Origin of the sequence: Fusobacterium necrogenes, assembly GCF_900450765.1 — a bacterium.
In the GTDB taxonomy this organism is placed as follows: domain Bacteria; phylum Fusobacteriota; class Fusobacteriia; order Fusobacteriales; family Fusobacteriaceae; genus Fusobacterium_A; species Fusobacterium_A necrogenes.
In genome coordinates this window covers 1,215,813-1,236,619 of sequence record NZ_UGGU01000003.1, presented here as the reverse complement: position 1 = coordinate 1,236,619, position 20,807 = coordinate 1,215,813, and the positions used below count along the sequence as shown (strand labels likewise).

The following is a 20,807-nucleotide window of genomic DNA, read 5'->3' as shown; positions in this document are numbered from 1 at the left end:
ATTTATAAGTTTAGTATTTTTTTAATGTTACTTGAGGTTCTCTTGGTAGTCCAAAATTTGGTATAAATTTATCAAAACCTGTTATAGTAAGAAATAACATACTTATAACAGCTATATAAGCTATAAAATTATATTTAATTATATCAAAGGCTTTAAATTCATAAAGAGGATAAACGGTAGTAGCTATACCAATATAAAATCCTATATATACATGCCAAGGTATGAGTTGAGAACCAAAAACTCCCATAGCATCATTAAATGTAGCGTTACGTAACTTTAATTTTTCCATATCTTCTTGACTTCCAACTACATTTTTTTCTACTAAATTTCTAATAATAGGACCAACAGTTACAATCTGTGCCATTTCATCTGCTAATGTCATATTTCCTACTATTGCCAAAACTCCATTCCAAAACATAAGTTGTCTCACATTTTTTGAGATTTTTATGAGTAAATTAGATAATGGTCTGAAGGCATCAATAGATTTCATTATACCACCAAAAGCTGATACCCACATCATCATTACAATTACCCAAGATCCTGCTCCAGAAAAACCAGACATTATTAGATTTTCTAAAAAACTTCTTGTGTCAGTTACTGTACCTGCTACCTTACCTAAGATATATGAAGATATAATTCCTATAAAAAGACATATGAAAGTTTGATAACCTCTAAAAGCTGCACCTAGTACGAGAATTAATGGAACTATCATATAAATAGGAACACCTTGCTTTACTTGGTTAAGTAAAGTAACAGCTGATTCCCTTTCTAAAGCTAGTTTAGACCATACATCTGAGGGTATTTTAGCTATTGCTTCTGCACCATTTCCTGTTATATTAGGTAGATCGAGAATGAAACCAGCTATTCCAAAAGCTATGACTCCTAATAATAAAACTAATCCTGACCAAATACCCTGATGTCTTACTCTTTTTATAACCTCTACTCCTTGTATTCCGGAGCTCACAATTGTAGTGTCAGATATGAGACCTATATTATCACCAAAGCAAGCTCCACCAGCTATTGCACCAATTGTTAAAAAGATATTTCCATTTACTATATAGTTAAGCCATAAAAATATAGGTGCACATGCAGCAAAAGTTCCCCAACTTGTACCTGTTGCAATAGATAGAATAGATGTAACAATAACTCCTACTACTGCTATGCTTCTACCTGTTATTCCAATTTTTAAAGCAAAATTGATTATAGCTGCTCCAACTCCTGTTGACATAAATACTTCTGCCATAGCATAAGCCAACATTAATATAAAGAGTGCTATTACTATCTCTCTAACATTTGAAAGAGCTGCATCTAGGATTTCATTAAATTTCCTTTTTTCGGTTATGCTTGCAGCTAAAGCTGCTGCAATAGTGGCAAGAGGAGCAGCTATTAAAGCATCAAATCCTCCTATCATAAGTCCAGCTAATATTACAACTGGAGCTAATTTGAGTATTTCAAACATTACATACCTCCTAAAATAAAAATACAGCTTAGAGTTCTAAGCTGTATAAATGCTACAAAATATTACAAATTATAACCACACAAATAGTACTCCATTGAATAATCAATGACAATAAGACAGATATTATCTGAATTACCAACAAAAAAGTTTGACGACTTTTTTATTTCGGCAACTTCCCCTTTTATATTATCTCTTTGCTTGTCATGCTAAATAATATTACTCTTGTCAGTTGCGCCTCTATTTTTTATATTTACCAAAGTGATTATAACTAATTATTTCATTAATGTAAAATATATATTATCAATAAGAGGTTATAGTAACAATAATTTTTATTAATTAAATATATATATTTTATTTAAATTACCAAATATAATTTGCAGCTTCTGTAAATCCAGAAGAAGTAGAAAAGTATTTTGCATCAATAGGTTTTCCAGCATTCATTAAAACTTTACCAGATGTAGCTTCTATAGCTTTTGTAGAACTGTCATTCTCTTTAGCGTTATTATATACTTGACTTTCTGTTGTATCTTTTACATGAAAACCATCTCTTTTATACTTGTTTTTTAAGTAATCACTTAAAGCATAGGTCCTAGCAGCTACTGATTGTGCTTTAAGAGCTTCTATTCCAAAATTTTCTGGCATTTCACTAGGAACTACTTGTTTTAGATAATCTTCTATTTTTACTTTGTTGATTACTCTTATTTTTTTAGAATTACTTTTAGATGGTTTTATTGTGAAATCTCCTCTGTACCTTGGTGAATTAGTATGTGCTTTTTTTAAGCCATCTAAAGTTATATAGAAACCATGAGCTGTTATATTAAGTGGATTTACTGTTTTAACTCTATGTTTTCCATTTACACTTACCCATAGTCTATTCCCTTTATTTATAATAATAATCTTTTGCTTAGCTGGAACATCTATTTTAAAACCAGCACCATTTATTTTAATTTTTCCATTACTAAAAAGAGTAACTTTGTCATGATCGAGAGAACCATTTGATGTGATTCCAACGTTTATAATTTTCCCTACTCCTTTTAGTGAATACATATCTTTTAACTGTGAGTGAGGATAGTATCTAGATAAAATCTGTTTGTATGAGTAGCCATGATTAGCAGATAAATCATAGGCTGTATATTGTCCCATACCTACGCCATGTCCATATCCCCCACCAAAGATATTAACTTTTTCTCCTAAATATTCTATTACAAAATAGCTAGAAGGGAGTAAGGTAATATTTCGTCTAATTGGATTATCTTGGTATTTTTTAACTCCTCCTTTTGTTCCATACATTAAAATATCTCTTTTACTTTTTGTTGTTAGTTTTGTAAGGATAAATAATTTTCTTATATTTAATTCTTTGGCTACTAAATATTTATTAGTACTTGTAGTGATTAAAATATAAGTTACTACTCCTGATTTTCCTCTTCCAGCTATTTCTACATTTTTAATTTTTCCTATACTGGACATTGTTATTTTAAGAGATTTCCAATTTTTTCCAGAAAGAGTAAGTACATCAGCTGGTTTTTCTTTGTATAAGGATATGAGATTATTTTTTATTGCTGTAAAAAGTTCGTCTTTCTCTAAGGATATTTTCCATCTCCAATATAAAGAGTTATCACCATATCCCCTAACTTCTAAATCTTTATAAAAACTTAAGGCTTGCTTTTCATCTACTCCATTAAAAAAATCATAGTCATATTTTTTTAATGTATCATTTCTAGCTACAAGATATTCGACACTTTTTTCTTTAAAATTAGCTGGTACTGGCAATCCTCTTTCTCTAAAAAACTCATTATTTAAGTTATAATCTCCACTTTTAATTTTTCTTTTCTCTACTTTATATGGAACACCATTTATTTCTCTAAAATTTTCTGTGGAAGTACAACTCATTAGTACTACAGTTGTTGTTAGCGTTATTAGTAACTTTTTTAATATATTCATCTTTCTCCTTTCAAATTTTGATCTAGTTTTATTTTATTTTCTTTTATATATTTTCTAACTTTTTCTAATTCTTCTTGGGTATCTACACCTAAAATTTTATAAGGAGTTTCTAGTACTTTAATTTTAAAACCATTTTCTAAAGCTCTAAGTTGCTCTAGAGATTCGGATAATTCTAGTGAAGTAGGAGGCATTTTAGAATATTTTATTAGAAAATCTCTCTTATAGCCATAAATTCCTACATGTTTATAATAGTTTTGTATGTTCAATTTTCTTGGGTAAGGAATTACACTTCTTGAGAAATATAAGGCATAATTTTCTTTATCCGTTATTACTTTTACATAATTTGGATTTTCTATATCTTCAATATTGTCTAATTTATATTTTAATGTACTCATAAGGAGAGTGGGATCATTTTTAAAAGAATCAATTATGGAGTTTATCATAGCTGGTTCTATTAATGGCTCATCTCCTTGTATATTAACTACCACATCATATTCTTTATATTTTTTACAAACTTCAGCTATTCTACTTGTTCCATTTTCGTGATTTTTATCTGTGAGAATAGCTTTCCCTCCAAATTTTTCAACCTCAAAATAGATTTTTTCATCATCTGTTGCTACTATTACTTCATCTAAATTAGATAATTTAGTTCTTTTGTATACCCATTCGATCATTGGGTGTCCACAAATATCCTTTAATGGTTTACCTTCTAGCCTTGTAGAAGCATATCTTGAAGGAATTACTCCTAAAAATTTCATTTTACAACCTCCTTAAAATCGAGTACAATATGTTATACTACATTATAACAGATATATCTAATTATTAAAATAATTTGGGTAAGATAATTTTTAAGGAGGTTTTTATAAAAATGAAAAAAATATTTTTTATTTCCCTAATTTTAGCTTTAGTAATAGCTTGTACAAATGCTCCTATTTCTGGAAGGAAACAATTGCTTTTAGTTTCTGAAGAAGAAATAATAACTCAAAGTTATTCTCAGTATAAAGAGGTTATAGCTAATAGTAAAGTTTTGAATAATGATGATTCTAAGCTTGTAAAGAAGGTAGGAGAAAGAATTTCAAAAGCTGTCGAAAAATATTTTAATGAACATCCAGAACAGAAAAATTCACAATTTAAGTATCAATGGGAATTTAATTTAATTGAAAGTGAAATACCTAATGCTTGGTGTATGCCAGGAGGAAAAGTAGCTGTTTATACAGGAATTTTACCATATACAAAAGATGAAGAGGGCTTAGCTGTGGTTATGTCTCATGAGATAGCACATGCTATTGCTGAGCATGGAAGAGAACAAGCTAGCTATTCAATTATACAAAATTTAGGAGGTTCTGTTGTAAATTCCATTGGAGTTTCTTCTCAAATATATAATGGAGCATCTAATCTTGTACTTTTGAAATATAGTAGAGAGCATGAGACGGAAGCTGATGAATTAGGACTTATATTTATGAAGTTAGCCGGTTATAATCCGAATGCTGCTATAACTTTTTGGGAAAGAATGAAAAATTCATCTAATGGAAATCAGATAGAGTTCTTAAGTACTCATCCTAGTGATACTACTAGAATAAATAATATTAAAAATTTTTTACAAGGCGAGAAATTTAAGAATATTACAAGATAGAAAGGAATTGGTATGAAAATTTATTTTATAAGGCATGGAGAAACAGTATGGAATACTTTACGAATTTTTCAAGGTTCTTCTAATTCACCTCTTACAGAAAAGGGAAAAAAACAAGCTAAAAAATTAGGAGAAAGATTAAAAAATATTGAATTTACAAGTTTTTATTCATCTCCATTAGGGAGAACTCTTGAAACATCTAGACTTATAATTGGTAGTAAAAATATAAAAATTAAAACAATTGATGAATTTAAGGAAATATCTGTTGGAAAAATGGAAGGGGTATCAAGGGAAGAGTTTAAAACTAAATTTCCAGAGCAATTTCATAATTTTTTCTTTAATCCTAAAGATTATGATCCAACACCTTATAGTGGAGAAACCTTTTCAGAACTTTTAAATCGAGTGGAAAAAGGATTGAAAAAAGTTACTGATAAGCATAAAAAAGATGATATAGTAGTAATAGTAACTCATGGAATGACATTAAAAGGAATATTTAAAATTATAAAAAATGTAAGCTTTGATGAATTAGGGAAGTTGGAGGTTCCCCAAAATACAAGCCTTTCAATAGTAGATTACACAGATGGAAAATATACTATTGAAATGTTTTCTGATATTTCACATCTTGAGGAAAATGAGTATGAAAATTATTAGTTTGGTTTTTAATTCTTATTTTGATGCTTTTCGAATAGTTAGAGAGGCTGGGCTTAGAAAATTCTATTTTTTACCTGGAATAATAAGTTTATTTCTTTTTGGAATGTTTATTTATTTGGGAGATTATCTTTCACTTAATCTTACTAATTCTTTAGAAAGTTTTTTTAAACTTGGGGAGTATAGCTCAATTCTTTATATATTTATAAAGATTTTAGTTTGGTTATGTACTATTTTTTTCTATTATTTAGTTTATAAATCTTTATTACTTGTAATAATTTCACCTATTTTAGGTTATATTTCAGAGAGAGTTGAAACATATCTTACTGGCAAAGAGTTTGATTTTAAGATGAGTGATAACATAAAATTTCTTCTAAGAGGTATAGATATTGGATTAAGAAGTTTTTTTAAACAAATGATTGGAACTTGTATAGTTATGTTATTAGGATTTATATTTCCTATTAATCTTTCTATTCCACTATTAATATTTATTATTCAAGGATATTTTACAGGCTTTTCATTTATGGATTATACTTTGGAAAGATATAATCTTTCTTCTAGAGAAAGTCTTCAATTTTTAAGAAAACAAAGAGTATATGCTGCTCTTTGTGGTGGAATATTTACTTTTTTATTTTTTATACCACTAATTGGGATATTTATAGCTCCACTTATAACTTGTGTAGCTACTACAAAAATAACTTTAGAATTACTATCTGATTATAAAATAAGTGATTAAATGTAAAAAACTCTCTTGATAATTAAGAATCAACTTAAATATCAAGAGAGTATATTTTTTATCTTACTTAAATTTTTCTATTCCTATATCTAACCCTAATCTATAATCCATATTATTATTTCTCCTTTTATTAATATTTTGTTCAAATTGTATCATATATATACTTAAAAGTTAAAATTATAGATTAAATATTAACAGTTTTGTGTATTTTATAGTTAGAATTTTTAAATTTCTAGTTTGTTCTTAAGAAAATGAAAAAGGCTGAAACTATTAGTAAATAGCCTCAGCTCAATTATTTTAGTAATTTCCTTGTAATATCATTGTGTCAGCAACTTTTTTAAATCCAGCTATATTAGCTCCAGCAGCTAAGCTTACACCATACTCTATACTCATCTCTTTAGATTTTTGATAAATACCTTTCATTATTTCTTGCAGTTTATTATCTACTTCTTTTTCGCTCCATTGATATCTCATACTATTTTGCGACATTTCTAATGCCGATACAGCTACTCCACCAGCATTAGCTGCTTTTGCTGCTCCAAATTTTACTCCATTTTTTTCAAAGAGCTCTATTGCTTCATTAGAGCATGGCATATTAGCTCCTTCACAAACTATTTTAACACCATTAGATATTAATAGTTTTGCATCTTCTACTAAAATTTCATTTTGAATTGCACAAGGAGCAGCGATATCAACTTTCACTCCCCAAGGCTTTTCTCCAGGGAAATATTCTAAGTTAAATTTTTCAGCAAAATCTTTTAAAGTTATATCTCTATTAGATCTTAGAACTAACATATAATTGATTTGTTCTTTAGTAAGACCATTTTTAGCATATATATATCCTTTTGAACCAGATATAGTAAGTACTTTAGCACCTAATTCTGTCATTTTTTCAGCAGTTCCCCAAGCAACATTTCCATATCCTGATATAGCTACAGTTTTTCCTTCAAAACTCTCTCCCATATCTTTTAATATTTCTTGTGTGAAATAAGTAAGTCCATATCCAGTTGCTTCAGGTCTAATTTTACTTCCGCCATAGTTTAGATGTTTTCCTGTAAGCACCCCATTTTCATATGCACCTTTGATTCTTCTATAATGTCCAAATAGGTAGCCTATTTCTTTTCCTGAAACTCCTATATCTCCAGCAGGAACATCCTTATCTGGACCTATATGGCGATATAACTCAGTCATAAAACTTTCACAAAATCTTTTTATTTCTCTATCAGATTTATCAGTAGAATTGAAGTCACTTCCACCTTTTCCTCCGCCTATTGGTAACCCAGTTAGAGAATTTTTAAAAGTTTGTTCAAACCCTAGAAATTTCATAGCTCCTAAAGTAACTGTAGGATGAAATCTAAGTCCTCCTTTATATGGACCTATCACTCCATTAAATTCTACTCTATAACCTCTATTGACTTGAATATTTCCATTATCATCTTCCCAAGGAACCTTGAACATTATAACTCTTTCTGGTTCAACTATTCTTTCTAATATATTTGCTTCTACATATTGGGGATTTTTTTCTATAAATGGAGTAAGACTTGTTAATACTTCTTCTACAGCTTGTATAAACTCATCTTCTCCCTTATTTTGCTTTTTTACTTTTTCAATTACATTTTCTACATATTGTTTTGCTGATATGCTCATGTTTTCCCTCCTTATAGTGTAAAATTTATGATATAAATATTAATACATTTTAGCATTTTAAAAATCTATTTATGATTATAACATCATTTTTTTAAAATTAAAAGTATTTTTTATTTAAAAATAAAATAAAATTTTTTTAACATTTGATATTTGTCACATTTTATGATACTATTTCTGTATAAATGATTATTTTAGGAGGATCTTATGAAATGTATTATTACTGTTCTAGGAACAGATAAAGTTGGAATTATTGCTAAAGTTTGTACTTATCTATCAGAGGTAAATATCAATATTCTTGATATATCTCAAACTATTGTAAGTGGGTATTTTAATATGATGATGATCGTAGATGCTGATAAAGCTTTTAAATCTCTTGAAGCTTTTACAGATGATTTAATAGAAATTGGAAATAATCTTGGAGTAAAAATTACAGTTCAACATGAAGATATATTCAACTGCATGCACCGTATATAAAATTAAGGAGGAATTTTGATGATTTCCAGAGTAGAAATTCAAGAAACAAATAAGATGATTGCTGAGTCTAATCTAGATGTACGTACTATAACTATGGGTATTAGTCTTTTAGATTGTGCTGACCCTGATGTAGATAAATTCAATGAAAAAATATATAAAAAAATCACAACTTATGCTAAAGATTTAGTAAAAGTTGGAGATGATATAGCTAGACAATATGGGATACCTGTTGTGAATAAAAGAATATCTGTTACTCCTATTGCTATTGCTGCTGCTGGTTGTAAAACTGATTCTTATGTAAGTATAGCAAAGACTTTAGATAGAGCGGCTAAAGATTGTGGTGTAAACTTTATCGGTGGTTTTTCTGCCCTTGTTCATAAGGGATGTACCCCTGCTGATAAGATACTTATTGACTCTATTCCAGAAGCTATGAAAGTTACTGAAAGAGTTTGTTCATCAGTTAATGTTGGAACTTCAAGAAATGGAATTAATATGGATGCTGTAAAAAGAATGGGAGAAATTATTGTAGAAACTGCTGAACTTACAAAAGATATTGATTGTTTAGGTTGTGCAAAACTTGTAGTATTCTGTAATGCTGTTGAAGATAATCCATTTATGGCTGGAGCTTTCCATGGAGTTGGAGAAGCTGATTGCGTAATAAATGTTGGAGTAAGTGGACCTGGAGTTGTAAAAAGAGCTCTTGTTGAAGCTAAAGGTGCTGACTTTGAAACTCTTTGTGAAGTAGTTAAAAAGACTGCTTTTAAAATAACTAGAGCTGGACAAATAGTTGCTCAAGAGGCTGCTAAAAGATTAAATGTTCCTTTTGGAATTATAGATCTATCTCTTGCTCCTACTCCTGCTGTGGGAGATAGTATAGCCGAGATTTTCCAAGAGATGGGACTAGAACATGCTGGTGCTCCAGGAACTACTGCTGCTCTTGCTATATTAAATGACAATGTTAAAAAAGGTGGAGTAATGGCTTCATCATATGTTGGAGGATTGAGTGGTGCTTTCATTCCTGTAAGTGAAGACCACGCTATGATAGAGGCTGCTAAAATTGGTGCACTTACTTTAGAAAAATTGGAGGCTATGACTTGTGTATGTTCAGTTGGACTTGATATGATAGCCATTCCTGGAGATACATCTGCTTATACTATCTCTGGTATAATAGCTGATGAATCTGCTATTGGAATGGTAAATAATAAGACTACTGCTGTGAGAATTATTCCTGTAATTGGAAAAGGTGTAGGAGAGATGGTAGAGTTTGGTGGATTACTTGGATATGCTCCTATTATGGCTGTAAATAAATTTAAGTGTGATGACTTTATTAAAAGGGGAGGAAGAATTCCTGCTCCTATTCATAGTTTTAAAAACTAAAAGGGGGTAAATAAATTATGCCGTTTATTAAAGTATCTGGTATTTCACAAGAGAAACTTTGTGAAATAGGGGATAAACTCGTTGATATTGTTAATTTTGATGTTGAAGTTCCTAGAGAGAGGATCAAACTTTTCTATATACCAATGATAGAGATAAAAGAGGGAAAAGAAGAAAAGGATCAAACTGTTAATATAGAGGTAGAATGGTTATCACGTCCACAGGATGTTTGTGATAAGCTAGCTAGTTCATATAAATCTCTTTTTAATTCTATAGGTTATAAAAAAATTAGAGTCTATATAACAGAGATTTCAAAAGAAAGAAATTATGATTTTAAATAGGAGTTACCTTAAATCTAATAATTAGTATATAAATAAAATTAAATATTTAAAGAAGAAAATTTTACTATAGGAAATATGATATGGTTCTATGTAGTTAAAGGTAGAATTTTCTTTTTTTATTGCTAGATTATTTTAATTTTATGTTATAATATATGGAATTATAATTGTGAGGAGAGAAAAGATGAAATTATCAAATGATTTAGGAAAAGATTCTATCTTAAGCTTAGTTTTCAAACTAGCTATACCTGCTATGCTATCCCAGTTAGTTAATCTTCTTTATAGCATAGTGGATAGAATGTATATTGGAAATATTCCAGAGATAGGTTCTATTGCTCTAGCTGGAGTTGGAGTATGTGGACCTATTGTTACTTTTTTAGCCTCTTTTGGTACTCTGATAGGACTAGGGGGGTCTATCAATATGTCTATACAGATGGGAGCAAAGGAAAATGAAAAAGCTAAACAGATCCTCTCTAACAGTTTTTTAGCTCTTTCTGTTGTTAGTATAGCTCTTACTATTATTTTCTTACTTGTAAAAGATAGTTTAATAATGTTATTTGGAGCTAGTGAGATTACATTTCCATATGCTAATACCTATCTTACTATCTATACATTAGGAAGTTTCTTTGCTATTATGGCTATCGGTTTAAACTTTTTTATAACTTGCCAAGGTTTCGCTACTATAGGAATGTTAACTGTTATCATAGGAGCTCTTACAAATATTATTCTAGATACAGTCTTTATCTTTGGATTTAATATGGGAGTTGCTGGAGCTGCTTGGGCAACTGTTATTGCTCAATTTCTTTCATTTTTATTTGCTTTCTTATTTTTAAGAGGAAATAAGATTCCTATCCCTATTACTTTTGGAAATTATTCAAAACAAATTATAATAAAGATTATAACTTTTGGATTTTCTCCATTTTTCATACTAGCTACTGATAGTTTTATACTGATTATTTTAAATATGATGTTACAAAAATATGGAGGTATAGCTGAAGGAGATTTACTTATCTCCTCTGCTACTATTATTCAGAGTTATCTTTTACTTATAACAGGACCACTTATAGGTTTAACTGGAGGAACACAACCCATTTTAAGCTATAACTATGGAGCAAGAAAAATTCATAGGGTTAGAAAAGCTGAAAAATATATTGTAATATTTGCTCTTTGCCTTACATCAATTATGTTTTTTTCTACAAGATTTTTAGCTCCACAATTTATTAGATTTTTTACTGATAATGTACTTCTTTCTGAAGTTTCTCTTTGGGGAATAAAGGTAAGTGTCCTAGCTGTAATTCCTCTATCTTTCCAATACTGTTTCGTAGATGGTTTTACAGCAGTTGGAAGAATAAAAACAGCTTTTTCTTTATCAGTATTTAGAAAATTTATATATATGGTTAGTACATATTTATTACCATTATTTTTTACAGCTAGATTTGCTTTTTTTGCTCAGCCAGTTGCTGATTTAATAGGTTCTATTGCTTCAACTATAACTTTTTATTTTGTTTTTCATAAACATCTAAAAAGAAGAATTTTAAAATAAAGGATATTTTACTTTGATGTAGTATAATAGAATCAGATATTATTATCTTAGGGAGAAAGAGATAATAAAAGGAGTTGATGTTATGTCAATAAAGGAAAAATACGATTTAAGTGGAAAAGTAGCTATTATTACTGGAGCTGGAGCTGGAATTGGTAAAGCTAGTGCATTAAAACTTGCTGAAGCTGGAGCTTATGTAGTTTGTAGTGATTTAAATGAAGAGAAGGCTAATCTTACAGCTGAAGAGGCTAAAAAATTTGGTGTAGAAGCTATTGGAGTAAAATGTAATGTTTTACAGGAGGAGGATTTAAACAATCTTGTAGATACTACTGTAAAAACTTTTGGAAAAGTTAATATTTTAGTTAATAATGCAGGTGGTGGAGGTGCTGGACATGAGTCTATAGAATCTCTTACTTTAGAGTATATTACTAAAACATATACTTTAAATCTTTTCAGTGGACTTATCTTAACAAAACTTTGTGCTCCTCATATGAAAGCTGATGGTTATGGTTCAATTATCAATATCAGCTCTATGTCAGCTAATATGGTTAGCCACAATATGATTATCTATGGAAGTTCTAAGGCAGCTGTTAATCAAGCTACTAAATATGCTGCCTATGATTTAGGTCCAGAAATTAGAGTTAATGCCATTGGTCCAGGAGCTATCAAAACTCATGCTCTAGGAACTGTTCTTACTCCAGAGATAGAAGCTAAGATGCTTGCTAAAACTCCTCTAAAAAGACTTGGAGATGTAGAGGACATTTCTATGGCTGTACTATATTTTGCTAGTCCTGCATCTGCTTGGACAAGTGGGCAAGTAATCTATGTCAATGGTGGAGGAACTCAGGAGTTAGATTAAGATAAAAGATGAAATAAAATAGACATTTTAAGTTATAAGGCTAAAATGTCTATTTTAATTTTGAAACTTATTTAGTATTTAATTTTAATACATATTTTTTGAAATTAAATTGAGGAAGGAAAAAGATTTTTATATTAAAATCAGTCTAAAATAATAACACCTCTATCATCGAGATTATCATAGATATTGTAGATACTAATAGAAGCTCCTAAAGTAAAATTATCTATTAACTTATCTTCATTCCAAACTTCTATTAAATATGAAGAGTGATCATTTTCAAAATAAGCATTATTAATATTATATATTAAAATCCCATCTTTAGATTCCTTACTTTTTATTTTTGCTCTAAATTTATTTCCTTTTCCTAGCAAGTTACCTTGAGAATCTTTAACAACGAGTTGAAAATTATTATTTTTTTCATCTAAATCAGAAATAATAGTTAAAACACCAACATCTTTTGTAAATGGGAATTGTGAAGTATATACTTTAGTCCCAAGTTGTAAATTTTTAGTTTCAATTAATAAACTAGATGAATCTAATTTATCAGATAATATCCTAACTTTTATATTCATATTCTCTCCTTTTAATACAATACAGTTAATAATTTTTTTATATATTCATCTACACTCATTTCATATTTTCCACTACTATAGAAATCTGAGAAAAAATTACTTCCATGAGAGAAATCGTTGTCATGAGTTTTTATTACAAAGATCAATTCATCATCTGTTAAATCTCTTCCTAAATACTCAATACTTAGTAAAATTTTAGTTTTTAACATTACAGCTAATATTAACATTTTAAACATAGGATAATGCATATAATTATAAAATTCTTTATTGAAAATAAAACAAGATAAGTAGTTTTTTAATACATTTTCATACCTATGATTCCATTTTTGTTTAAGCTCTCTTAGATCTTCTAATGAAAATGAAAATGAATTTTCTCTAAAATGGACACTACTTGATTTTAAATCTTTCTTTAATTTTAAATTTTTAAAAAGATTTATATATTCATTTGCTACTGATTTATACCCAGCTGTTTCTTTTTCTAAAACAATCTTTATAATCATATCATTGACTTTATCATCATCAACTATACTTCTTTGATATTTTTTGAACTCAAGCAATTTTTGTTCAAAATTAAACTTTTGTATTTCTTGACTTTCATAGTATTCTTGTAAAATTTTATACATGTACTCTAATTTAAGGCCTAATTCTCCTTTTAAATTAGTAAGCTTAATCATAAAATCTTCTAATTCAAAATATCTAGATCCAGGGGAAGTAGGAAGATTATTTTCAGGAATCATAAAATTTACAGTATGGGGTTTCATAAAAAACAAATCTTCTTTTTTTACTTTTATTATTTTAAATTCTTCTTCTGTTAATAATAATTTTGCTGATGAAGCACACGAAAAAACAAGAGACATTTCCATACCTCTACTAGTAAGCTTTAAAATTCTAGGATAAACTTTACAAGTATCACTTAGACAATCCCATCCAAAATCTCTATGAACTCTACATAATTTATCTTCAGTTATAAGCTTACAATAACCATTAGCAAATTTTGTAACATATCCACCATTTGAAGATTTTTCCATATAATCATCTATATTTTCTTTTTCTTTTTCAAGAAAGAGTTTAGTTTTATCATATGAAGCTTTATCTATGTCTATTCTCCATTTACTTTTACAACATTCACCAGAAGATGAGCATTTATAATTTCTTAAAATATTTGGTACTAAGATATATTGAAAATTTTTTATATCCATTTTCTCTCCTTTAATAATTATATTTCTTCTTATAAAAGACAAAATATTTATTTTTTAGTATTTATTATATTTTTACTAAAATAATAAACTTAAACATTTTTAAATTTTTTAATTTTAAACTTTGGTATGTAATTGGAATATTAAAAAGTAAAAATATTCTGGAGATACTAAAAAACAATAGTTTGAAGAAGTATAACAGTTGTATTTTAATTAACTTTACTCCTATTATAACTTATTTTTTTTTTATTTTTGTCCTATTTAAGATTTTTTTTGAATTATGCTTTATATAGGTTTTTATAGTAGATTTGTCAAAAACCATTGATATAATAAAAAAAAGCTGAAGAGTAAGGAGATACCTTCAGCTAATTTTGAAATTATTCCTATTTTAATTTAGAGAATATAGGGATAATTTTAATAGTTTTTAGGTTCGATCATGAAGTATCCACCTGGATGCTTACAAACAGGACATTCCTTAGGAGCTTTTTTAGCATAGTGAACATGTCCACAATTCATGCATTCCCAAGCTACTGACTCTTCTCTTTCAAATACCATTTCTTTTTTGATATTTTCCAATAATTTTCTATATCTTTCCTCATGCCTTTTTTCTATTTTTGCAACACCTTCAAAAGCTTTTGCAATATCTATGAAACCTTCTTCTCTAGCTTCTTTTGCAAAGGTAGCATACATATCAGTCCATTCATAATTTTCTCCTTCAGCAGCATCTAAAAGATTATCTATTGTAGAAGGAATTTCCCCACCTTTTAATAATTTAAACCAAAGTTTAGCATGTTCTTTTTCATTGTTTGCAGTTTCTTCGAAAATTTTAGATATTTGAACATATCCATCTTTTTTAGCTTTTGAAGAATAATAGCTATATTTATTTCTAGCTTCAGATTCTCCAGCAAAGGCTGTCATAAGATTTTTTTCAGTTTTACTTCCTTTTAATTCCATAATAACCCTCCTAATTAATATTCAAATCACATAAAATTGTAATCCTTTCAATTATGATATCACTTTTCGTAGTGAAAGTCAAATATTTTCAAGATAAAAAGAGTAAAAATGAGAAAAATATAGTAAAATGATAGTATCAATTAGAGATCACAATTCATTCACAATAGTTATATATACTAATTTATTGAATGTAATGAGAAAATGTTTGGAGGGAAAAATTGAGAAAAATATTGATAGTAGATGATGAAGAACAGATAAGAAATATACTTAGAATGTATCTAGTTAAAGAGGGATATGAAGTAAGTGAAGCGGAAGATGGTGAAAAGGGATTGAAACTTTTCTATGAAAAACCATTTGATTTAGTTATATTAGATGTAATGCTACCTAAAAAAGATGGTTGGAGTATTTTAAGAGAAATAAAAAAGTATACAGAAATTCCAGTTATTATGCTAACTGCTAGAGATGATAGTGAAGATGAAGTATTTGGGTTTGAGATGGGAGCAGATGATTATATTACTAAACCTTTTAATAATAAAATTTTATTAGCTAGAGTGAAATCGCTTTTAAAGAAAGTGGGGAGTATAGCTGATTCCATAACTGAGATAGGAGATTTAATAATAAATGATACATCTCACAGTATAAGAAATATGAATGGAGAAATAGAGCTAGCTCCGAAGGAATATGAATTATTAATATATCTTGTGAAAAATAATAAAATAGCTTTAAGTAGAGAAAAGTTATTAAATGAAGTATGGGGGTATGATTTTTTAGGAGATGATAGGACAGTAGATACTCATATAAAAAATCTTAGAAAGAAAATAGGAAAGGATGCTATAAAAACTATAAGAGGAATAGGGTATAAATTAGATTTATAAAGGAGAAAGCATGAAGAAAATATTTTATAAGATATTTATTTACTTTTGTTTAGCAGCCTATCTTCCATTGCTTTTAATATATCTTTTTAATTTTTTTTATGTAGATAAGTATATAACTGAAAATAAAAAAAGAGATTTAATTGAAGTAGCAGAAACTATTAATATTGATGAAATAAAAAAAGAAGATAGAGAAGAGAAAAAATATAGTAAAAATGGTGATGAGATTTATGTTAAATATATAAATTTTTTGAAAAAAAGTAGAGGAGGAGAATTTTTAAGGATATTAAATAAATCAGAAGGTAAGTTTGATATAAAAAATATGAATTTAAATGAATATGTTATAAAAACAGTAAATCTTTCATCTGTAAGTAATCATTTTTTTTTGATAAAAAAGATATCTGATTATGAGATTATAGCAGTAGTGGGAGAGACAATAGTTCCAGGTGTTGTAACTGCAATAATGTTGGAAATTTATAAACATTATAGTTTATTGATAATTCTAGTATTATTTTTAGTCTCCTATATACTTTCTAAAAAGTTTTCAGAACCTATAGAAATTTTAGAAAAGGTATCTAGCCAAATATCTAATTCAAACTTTACGGATGAAGTTGAAATAAAATCTAAAAATGAATTGGGAAGTTTAGGAAATAATATCAATAAAATTGCTAAGCAGTTACAGAATAATATAAAAGAATTAAGTCTCTTAAATAAAAAGTTAAGAGAAGAATTATTAGAAAAAGAAAAGATTTTAGAAACAGAAAAAATTTTTATGAGGGCGATAGGTCATGAATTAAAAACACCAATAGCTATAATAAATGGCTATATAGAGGCTTTACAAGATGATATGATAAATGAAAATGAAATAAAAAAAACTTATGATATTATTTATAAAGAAGGAATGAGTATTAATAAGATAGTAAATGATATAAATGATTATTTAAAATTTGGATTTAAACATGGGAAAATAAATTTAGTAAAATGTAACATAAATTCTCTTTTAAATATTATATTAGAAAAATATTATTTGGATATAAATCAAAGAGGAATAAAATTAAAAAAGTATTGTGATGATGTTCAAATTGAAACAGATATAAAGTTTATGGAGATAATTTTGAATAATCTTATAACTAATGCTATAACATATGTTGATGAAAATAAAAAAATTGAGGTAGAACTAAATGAAAATTATTTAAGAATTTCTAATAGTTCAGAATATATAGAGGAAGAAATTTTAAAGAAAATTTTTAATCCGTTTTATAAAATAGATAAATCTAGGAGTAGGAAATATGGTGGAACTGGATTAGGACTTTCAATAGTAAAAAATTTGTTAGAGTTTTTAAAATTGGAGTATAGTTTTGTATATGATGAAAAAAGAAAATTTGTAGTTTTTACAATAAATTTAAAAAAAGATATTGACTCTTAAGTCACTTTATAGTTTATAATTAATAAATAAATTCAGATACTTTTAAAATGGAGTTGAATAAAGTGGGAAAAAGAGAGTTAATAATATATTCAATGAAAAAACTAATTTTGGAAAAGGGGTACAATAATGTAACTGTAGAAGATATTACAAATGATGCGGGAATTGCTAAAGGCAGTTTTTATACATATTTTAAAAATAAGAGTTCAGTAGTTGACTGCATTTTAGAAGAGATAATTAAAAAATTAAATAAAAGAAATTTTTTAGATAAAAGATTAAGCTTGACAAATAGTATCAAAAAAATAGTGCTTTCTAGGTTAAAATTAGAAGATGATGATTTAAAAGATAATTTATTTCTACTAAATCTTTTTAGAAATGGAGGTATTTTAGAAAGTAAAACTATAGACTTATTAAAAATAATAGATAAGATCTTTTTAGATGCATTAGAGAGGCTAATTTTATTTTATTCTGAATCTGTAAAATTAAAGAGAGAAGAGGCTAGAGTTTATTCTAAAATAATAAATAATATAATATTTAGTTATAAAGTTTTTACTCTTTTTTTCTCTGAAAAAGATAATAGATATATAGTGGATATAAATAATATTAAAAATAAATATCAATCAAAAGAATTTGAAAAAAATGTAGAAGCAATATCGGAAAGTATTTTAAAAATTTTAATATATTAGGAGGTTGATTATGAAAAGAAAATTGGGATTATTTCTATTACTAGGTTGTTCAGTTTTTGCAAGAGAATTAACTCTTGAGGAAGCTATTCAAATGGCAATAGATAATAGCAAGGAGATGCAAATATCACAAAAAGATGTTGAAACGGCTAAATTAAATTTAGGCATAGCATTTAAGACTGCATTACCAAGTGTAGTTTATAATGGATCATATTCAAGAAGTGAGTATGATAGAAAAATTACAGTTGAAGAAAAACCTAGTCAGAGATTGGAAAATGAGACAAAAAGAGAGGTTCAAGCTAAAGGTGGATATACTCAAAAAATAACTATATCACAGCCTATTTTTAAAGGAGGAGCAATTTTAGGAGGAATTCAATATGCAAAAGCATATAGAAGTATTGCTGATCTTATGTATTTAGATTCTCAAAGAAATGTAAGATTAGAAACAATCCAAATATATTCTGATATAGTAAAAAGTGAGAGAGATTTAGAGGCTCTTATGTCATCTAGAGAAGAGTTGAAAGCTACTTATGATAAACAGAAAGCTCAATTGGATTTAAAGTTAATTACTAAGGCTGATCTTTTAAAAACAGAATATTCTATATTAGAAGTAGATTCTCAAATTATAGGGACTCAAAATCAAATAACAGTACAAAAAGAAAACTTAAAATTAAAATTAGGATTACCAAAAACAGAGGAGTTGACAGTAGTTGAATTTGATGTTCCGATGTATTTGAGTAGAAATATAGATTTTCAATCTGATTTAAATCAAGCTCTTACAGAGAGTATAGATGCTATAGTAGCTAGAAAATATGTTGATATGGCTGATGCTCAAAGAAAAGTTGCTATAGCTGATATGTTACCACAAGTTAGTGCCTTTGCAAGTTATGGAGTGGAGTCAGATAGAAGAAAGTACAATACTACAATGGATGATGCTGAATGGAGAGGAGGAGTTCAAGTAACATGGAATGTATTTGAATTTGGAAAGAATTATGATAATTATAAAGTGGCTAAAATATCTCAAGAGCAAGAAGAGTTGAGAGAAAAAATTTCTAAAGATAGTATAGATATAAATGTTACTGGAGCTTATTTAGAATTAATAAGAATGGAAAAAGATAGAGATTCAAAAGGAAGAGCTTTAGAAGCAGCAATGGAAAATTATAAAATGGATAAGGAAAAGTATGCAGCTGGACTTATTTCAACTATTGACTTTTTAGCTTCTGAAACACAGCTTAGAGAAGCAAAAGTCGGATATAATCAGGTAGTTATTGATTACTTATATGCATTTGAAAAATATAGAAGTATGTTGATCTAATAACTTTAATTATTATTAATTATCGTATAGTAATTTAGGAGGAAAAAATGAATAAAGCTAAATATTTAGTTTTTATATTAATGTTAATATTTGTAGGATGTGGAAAAGAAAAGAAGGTAGAAGTGATAGAAAAACCTACCAAATATGTTACGACAGAAGAGGTTAAAACAAGACTGATAAATCAAATTTTTAGAAGTGATGCTGTTTTAGAACCTAAAGATAAAATTAATCATCAAACTGAAAAAGGTGGAACAATAGAGAAAATATTAAAGAAAAATGGTGATAAAGTAAAAAAAGGTGAGCTAGTAATGGTATTAACTGACAGTGCTACAGAATCAGCTTATTTTACAGCAAAAGCTAATTATGCTTCAAGTAAAGCTTCTATGGAGATAGCGAAAAATAATTATGAAAAATTTAAGAAATTATATGATGAAGAATTAGTTTCATATCTTGAATATATAAATTATGAGAATAATTATATTAACGCAAAAGGATCTTATGAAACAGCAAAAGCCAATTATGAATCGACAAAATCAGATTATGATAAATTATACAGAAAAGCTGATATTAGTGGAACGATAGGTAATTTATTTGGAAAGATTGGAAATAAGATAACAGCTGCAGAAACAGTATTTACTGTAATAGATGATAGTACTATGGAAGCATATGTAGGATTTCCAGCAGAATGGCTAAATGAAATTGAATTAGGGGTAGAAGTAGAGGTAAAAGTACCTGATATAGATAAAACATTACCAGGAAAAATAGTAGAGATAAATCCAATAGCCGACTCTGATACTAAGAAATTTATGATAAAAGTGTCTATTGATAATAAGGAAAAGAGCGTAAAGGATGGAATGTATTCATTCATAACTATACCAGCAGGAAAAATAGAGTCTCTTTCTGTAAGTGATGAAGCAATTTTTGTAAGAAATTTACTTTCATATGTATATAAGGTAGAAAATGGCATAGCTACTAGAGTAGAGATAAAAACTGGTGCAACTAATTTACCATATACACAAATAAGTTCGCCAGAATTAAAAGAGGGAGATAAGATAGTAGTAAAAGGCATTTTTGGCTTGGAAGAAGGAGATAAAGTAGAGGAAACTTCTATAGTAAAATAATTAAAAAATGATGAGGTGACAATAA

20 protein-coding genes and 1 riboswitch are annotated in these 20,807 nt (G+C 27.9%); of the genes, 13 read left to right on the top strand and 7 right to left on the bottom strand.

Annotated features, from left to right (window positions below; genetic code table 11):
- Positions 1 to 10 precede the first annotated feature (10 nt).
- From DYA59_RS05960 to kdsB, 3 genes are all read right to left on the bottom strand, one after another.
- Positions 11 to 1,459: a Na+/H+ antiporter NhaC family protein gene (locus tag DYA59_RS05960; RefSeq protein ID WP_115270338.1), complete on the bottom strand. Its 1,449-nt coding sequence runs from the start codon at positions 1,457 to 1,459 to the stop codon at positions 11 to 13.
- Between the two features lie 76 nt (positions 1,460 to 1,535).
- Positions 1,536 to 1,707, bottom strand: a riboswitch (Lysine riboswitch).
- A gap of 112 nt (positions 1,708 to 1,819) precedes the next feature.
- The gene (locus DYA59_RS05955) at positions 1,820 to 3,400 is read right to left on the bottom strand and encodes a SpoIID/LytB domain-containing protein (protein WP_115270336.1); all 1,581 of its coding nucleotides are present in this window, start codon (positions 3,398 to 3,400) and stop codon (positions 1,820 to 1,822) included.
- On the bottom strand, positions 3,397 to 4,158 hold the full coding sequence (gene kdsB / locus DYA59_RS05950; RefSeq protein WP_115270334.1) for a 3-deoxy-manno-octulosonate cytidylyltransferase: 762 nt from the start codon (positions 4,156 to 4,158) through the stop codon (positions 3,397 to 3,399). The genes DYA59_RS05955 and kdsB overlap by 4 nt, the downstream gene beginning before the upstream one ends.
- Before the next feature lie 110 nt (positions 4,159 to 4,268).
- Between kdsB and DYA59_RS05945 the strand changes: the two genes are divergently transcribed.
- The 3 genes from DYA59_RS05945 to DYA59_RS05935 are packed head-to-tail and all read left to right on the top strand — an operon-like array spanning position 4,269 to position 6,414.
- Positions 4,269 to 5,033, top strand: a complete 765-nt coding sequence (locus DYA59_RS05945) for a M48 family metallopeptidase (protein WP_245943722.1) — start codon at positions 4,269 to 4,271, stop codon at positions 5,031 to 5,033.
- Positions 5,034 to 5,045: 12 nt separating this feature from the next.
- Positions 5,046 to 5,681, top strand: a complete 636-nt coding sequence (locus DYA59_RS05940; RefSeq protein ID WP_115270332.1) for a histidine phosphatase family protein — start codon at positions 5,046 to 5,048, stop codon at positions 5,679 to 5,681.
- Positions 5,668 to 6,414, top strand: coding sequence for an EI24 domain-containing protein (locus DYA59_RS05935; protein ID WP_115270330.1), 747 nt, complete (start codon positions 5,668 to 5,670; stop codon positions 6,412 to 6,414). The genes DYA59_RS05940 and DYA59_RS05935 overlap by 14 nt, the downstream gene beginning before the upstream one ends.
- A 297-nt stretch (positions 6,415 to 6,711) precedes the next feature.
- Here DYA59_RS05935 and gdhA read toward each other — a convergent pair whose 3' ends face one another.
- Positions 6,712 to 8,061: an NADP-specific glutamate dehydrogenase gene (gene gdhA, locus DYA59_RS05930; RefSeq protein WP_115270328.1), complete on the bottom strand. Its 1,350-nt coding sequence runs from the start codon at positions 8,059 to 8,061 to the stop codon at positions 6,712 to 6,714.
- Between the two features lie 204 nt (positions 8,062 to 8,265).
- On the opposite strand from gdhA, the gene DYA59_RS05925 reads away from it, so the two are divergent.
- The 5 genes from DYA59_RS05925 to DYA59_RS05905 all read left to right on the top strand — a co-directional run bounded on the left by DYA59_RS05925 (position 8,266) and on the right by DYA59_RS05905 (position 12,646).
- Positions 8,266 to 8,535, top strand: a complete 270-nt coding sequence (locus DYA59_RS05925; RefSeq protein ID WP_115270326.1) for an ACT domain-containing protein — start codon at positions 8,266 to 8,268, stop codon at positions 8,533 to 8,535.
- A gap of 18 nt (positions 8,536 to 8,553) precedes the next feature.
- On the top strand, positions 8,554 to 9,912 hold the full coding sequence (locus DYA59_RS05920) for a PFL family protein (protein ID WP_115270324.1): 1,359 nt from the start codon (positions 8,554 to 8,556) through the stop codon (positions 9,910 to 9,912).
- A 17-nt stretch (positions 9,913 to 9,929) separates the two neighbouring features.
- On the top strand, positions 9,930 to 10,250 hold the full coding sequence (locus DYA59_RS05915; RefSeq protein WP_115270321.1) for a DUF1904 family protein: 321 nt from the start codon (positions 9,930 to 9,932) through the stop codon (positions 10,248 to 10,250).
- A gap of 181 nt (positions 10,251 to 10,431) precedes the next feature.
- A complete protein-coding gene (locus DYA59_RS05910; protein WP_115270319.1) occupies positions 10,432 to 11,790 on the top strand; it encodes an MATE family efflux transporter in 1,359 nt (452 codons plus the stop codon).
- Positions 11,791 to 11,872: 82 nt separating this feature from the next.
- On the top strand, positions 11,873 to 12,646 hold the full coding sequence (locus tag DYA59_RS05905; RefSeq protein ID WP_115270317.1) for a glucose 1-dehydrogenase: 774 nt from the start codon (positions 11,873 to 11,875) through the stop codon (positions 12,644 to 12,646).
- A gap of 140 nt (positions 12,647 to 12,786) precedes the next feature.
- Here the strand turns inward: DYA59_RS05905 and DYA59_RS05900 are convergent, their stop codons facing one another.
- The 3 genes from DYA59_RS05900 to rbr all read right to left on the bottom strand — a co-directional run bounded on the left by DYA59_RS05900 (position 12,787) and on the right by rbr (position 15,368).
- Positions 12,787 to 13,218, bottom strand: coding sequence for a hypothetical protein (locus DYA59_RS05900; RefSeq protein ID WP_115270315.1), 432 nt, complete (start codon positions 13,216 to 13,218; stop codon positions 12,787 to 12,789).
- Positions 13,219 to 13,229: 11 nt separating this feature from the next.
- Entirely contained in the window at positions 13,230 to 14,417 is a 1,188-nt protein-coding gene (fliB, locus tag DYA59_RS05895; RefSeq protein WP_115270313.1) for a flagellin lysine-N-methylase, read from the bottom strand.
- Positions 14,418 to 14,828: 411 nt separating this feature from the next.
- Positions 14,829 to 15,368, bottom strand: coding sequence for a rubrerythrin (rbr, locus tag DYA59_RS05890; protein WP_115270311.1), 540 nt, complete (start codon positions 15,366 to 15,368; stop codon positions 14,829 to 14,831).
- Positions 15,369 to 15,586: 218 nt separating this feature from the next.
- Here rbr and DYA59_RS05885 point away from each other — a divergent pair, with 218 nt between their 5' ends.
- The 5 genes from DYA59_RS05885 (at position 15,587) to DYA59_RS05865 (ending at position 20,782) form a co-directional block, all read left to right on the top strand.
- Positions 15,587 to 16,243 carry a response regulator transcription factor gene (locus DYA59_RS05885; protein ID WP_115270309.1) on the top strand — a complete coding sequence of 219 codons (657 nt, stop codon included), beginning with the start codon at positions 15,587 to 15,589 and terminating at the stop codon, positions 16,241 to 16,243.
- A 10-nt stretch (positions 16,244 to 16,253) separates the two neighbouring features.
- Positions 16,254 to 17,666 carry a sensor histidine kinase gene (locus tag DYA59_RS05880; RefSeq protein ID WP_115270307.1) on the top strand — a complete coding sequence of 471 codons (1,413 nt, stop codon included), beginning with the start codon at positions 16,254 to 16,256 and terminating at the stop codon, positions 17,664 to 17,666.
- Between the two features lie 62 nt (positions 17,667 to 17,728).
- Positions 17,729 to 18,349: a TetR/AcrR family transcriptional regulator gene (locus tag DYA59_RS05875; protein WP_172606957.1), complete on the top strand. Its 621-nt coding sequence runs from the start codon at positions 17,729 to 17,731 to the stop codon at positions 18,347 to 18,349.
- Positions 18,350 to 18,359: 10 nt separating this feature from the next.
- Positions 18,360 to 19,661 carry a TolC family protein gene (locus DYA59_RS05870; RefSeq protein WP_115270303.1) on the top strand — a complete coding sequence of 434 codons (1,302 nt, stop codon included), beginning with the start codon at positions 18,360 to 18,362 and terminating at the stop codon, positions 19,659 to 19,661.
- 47 nt (positions 19,662 to 19,708) lie between these two features.
- Positions 19,709 to 20,782, top strand: coding sequence for an efflux RND transporter periplasmic adaptor subunit (locus tag DYA59_RS05865; protein WP_115270301.1), 1,074 nt, complete (start codon positions 19,709 to 19,711; stop codon positions 20,780 to 20,782).
- Positions 20,783 to 20,807: the final 25 nt, after the last annotated feature.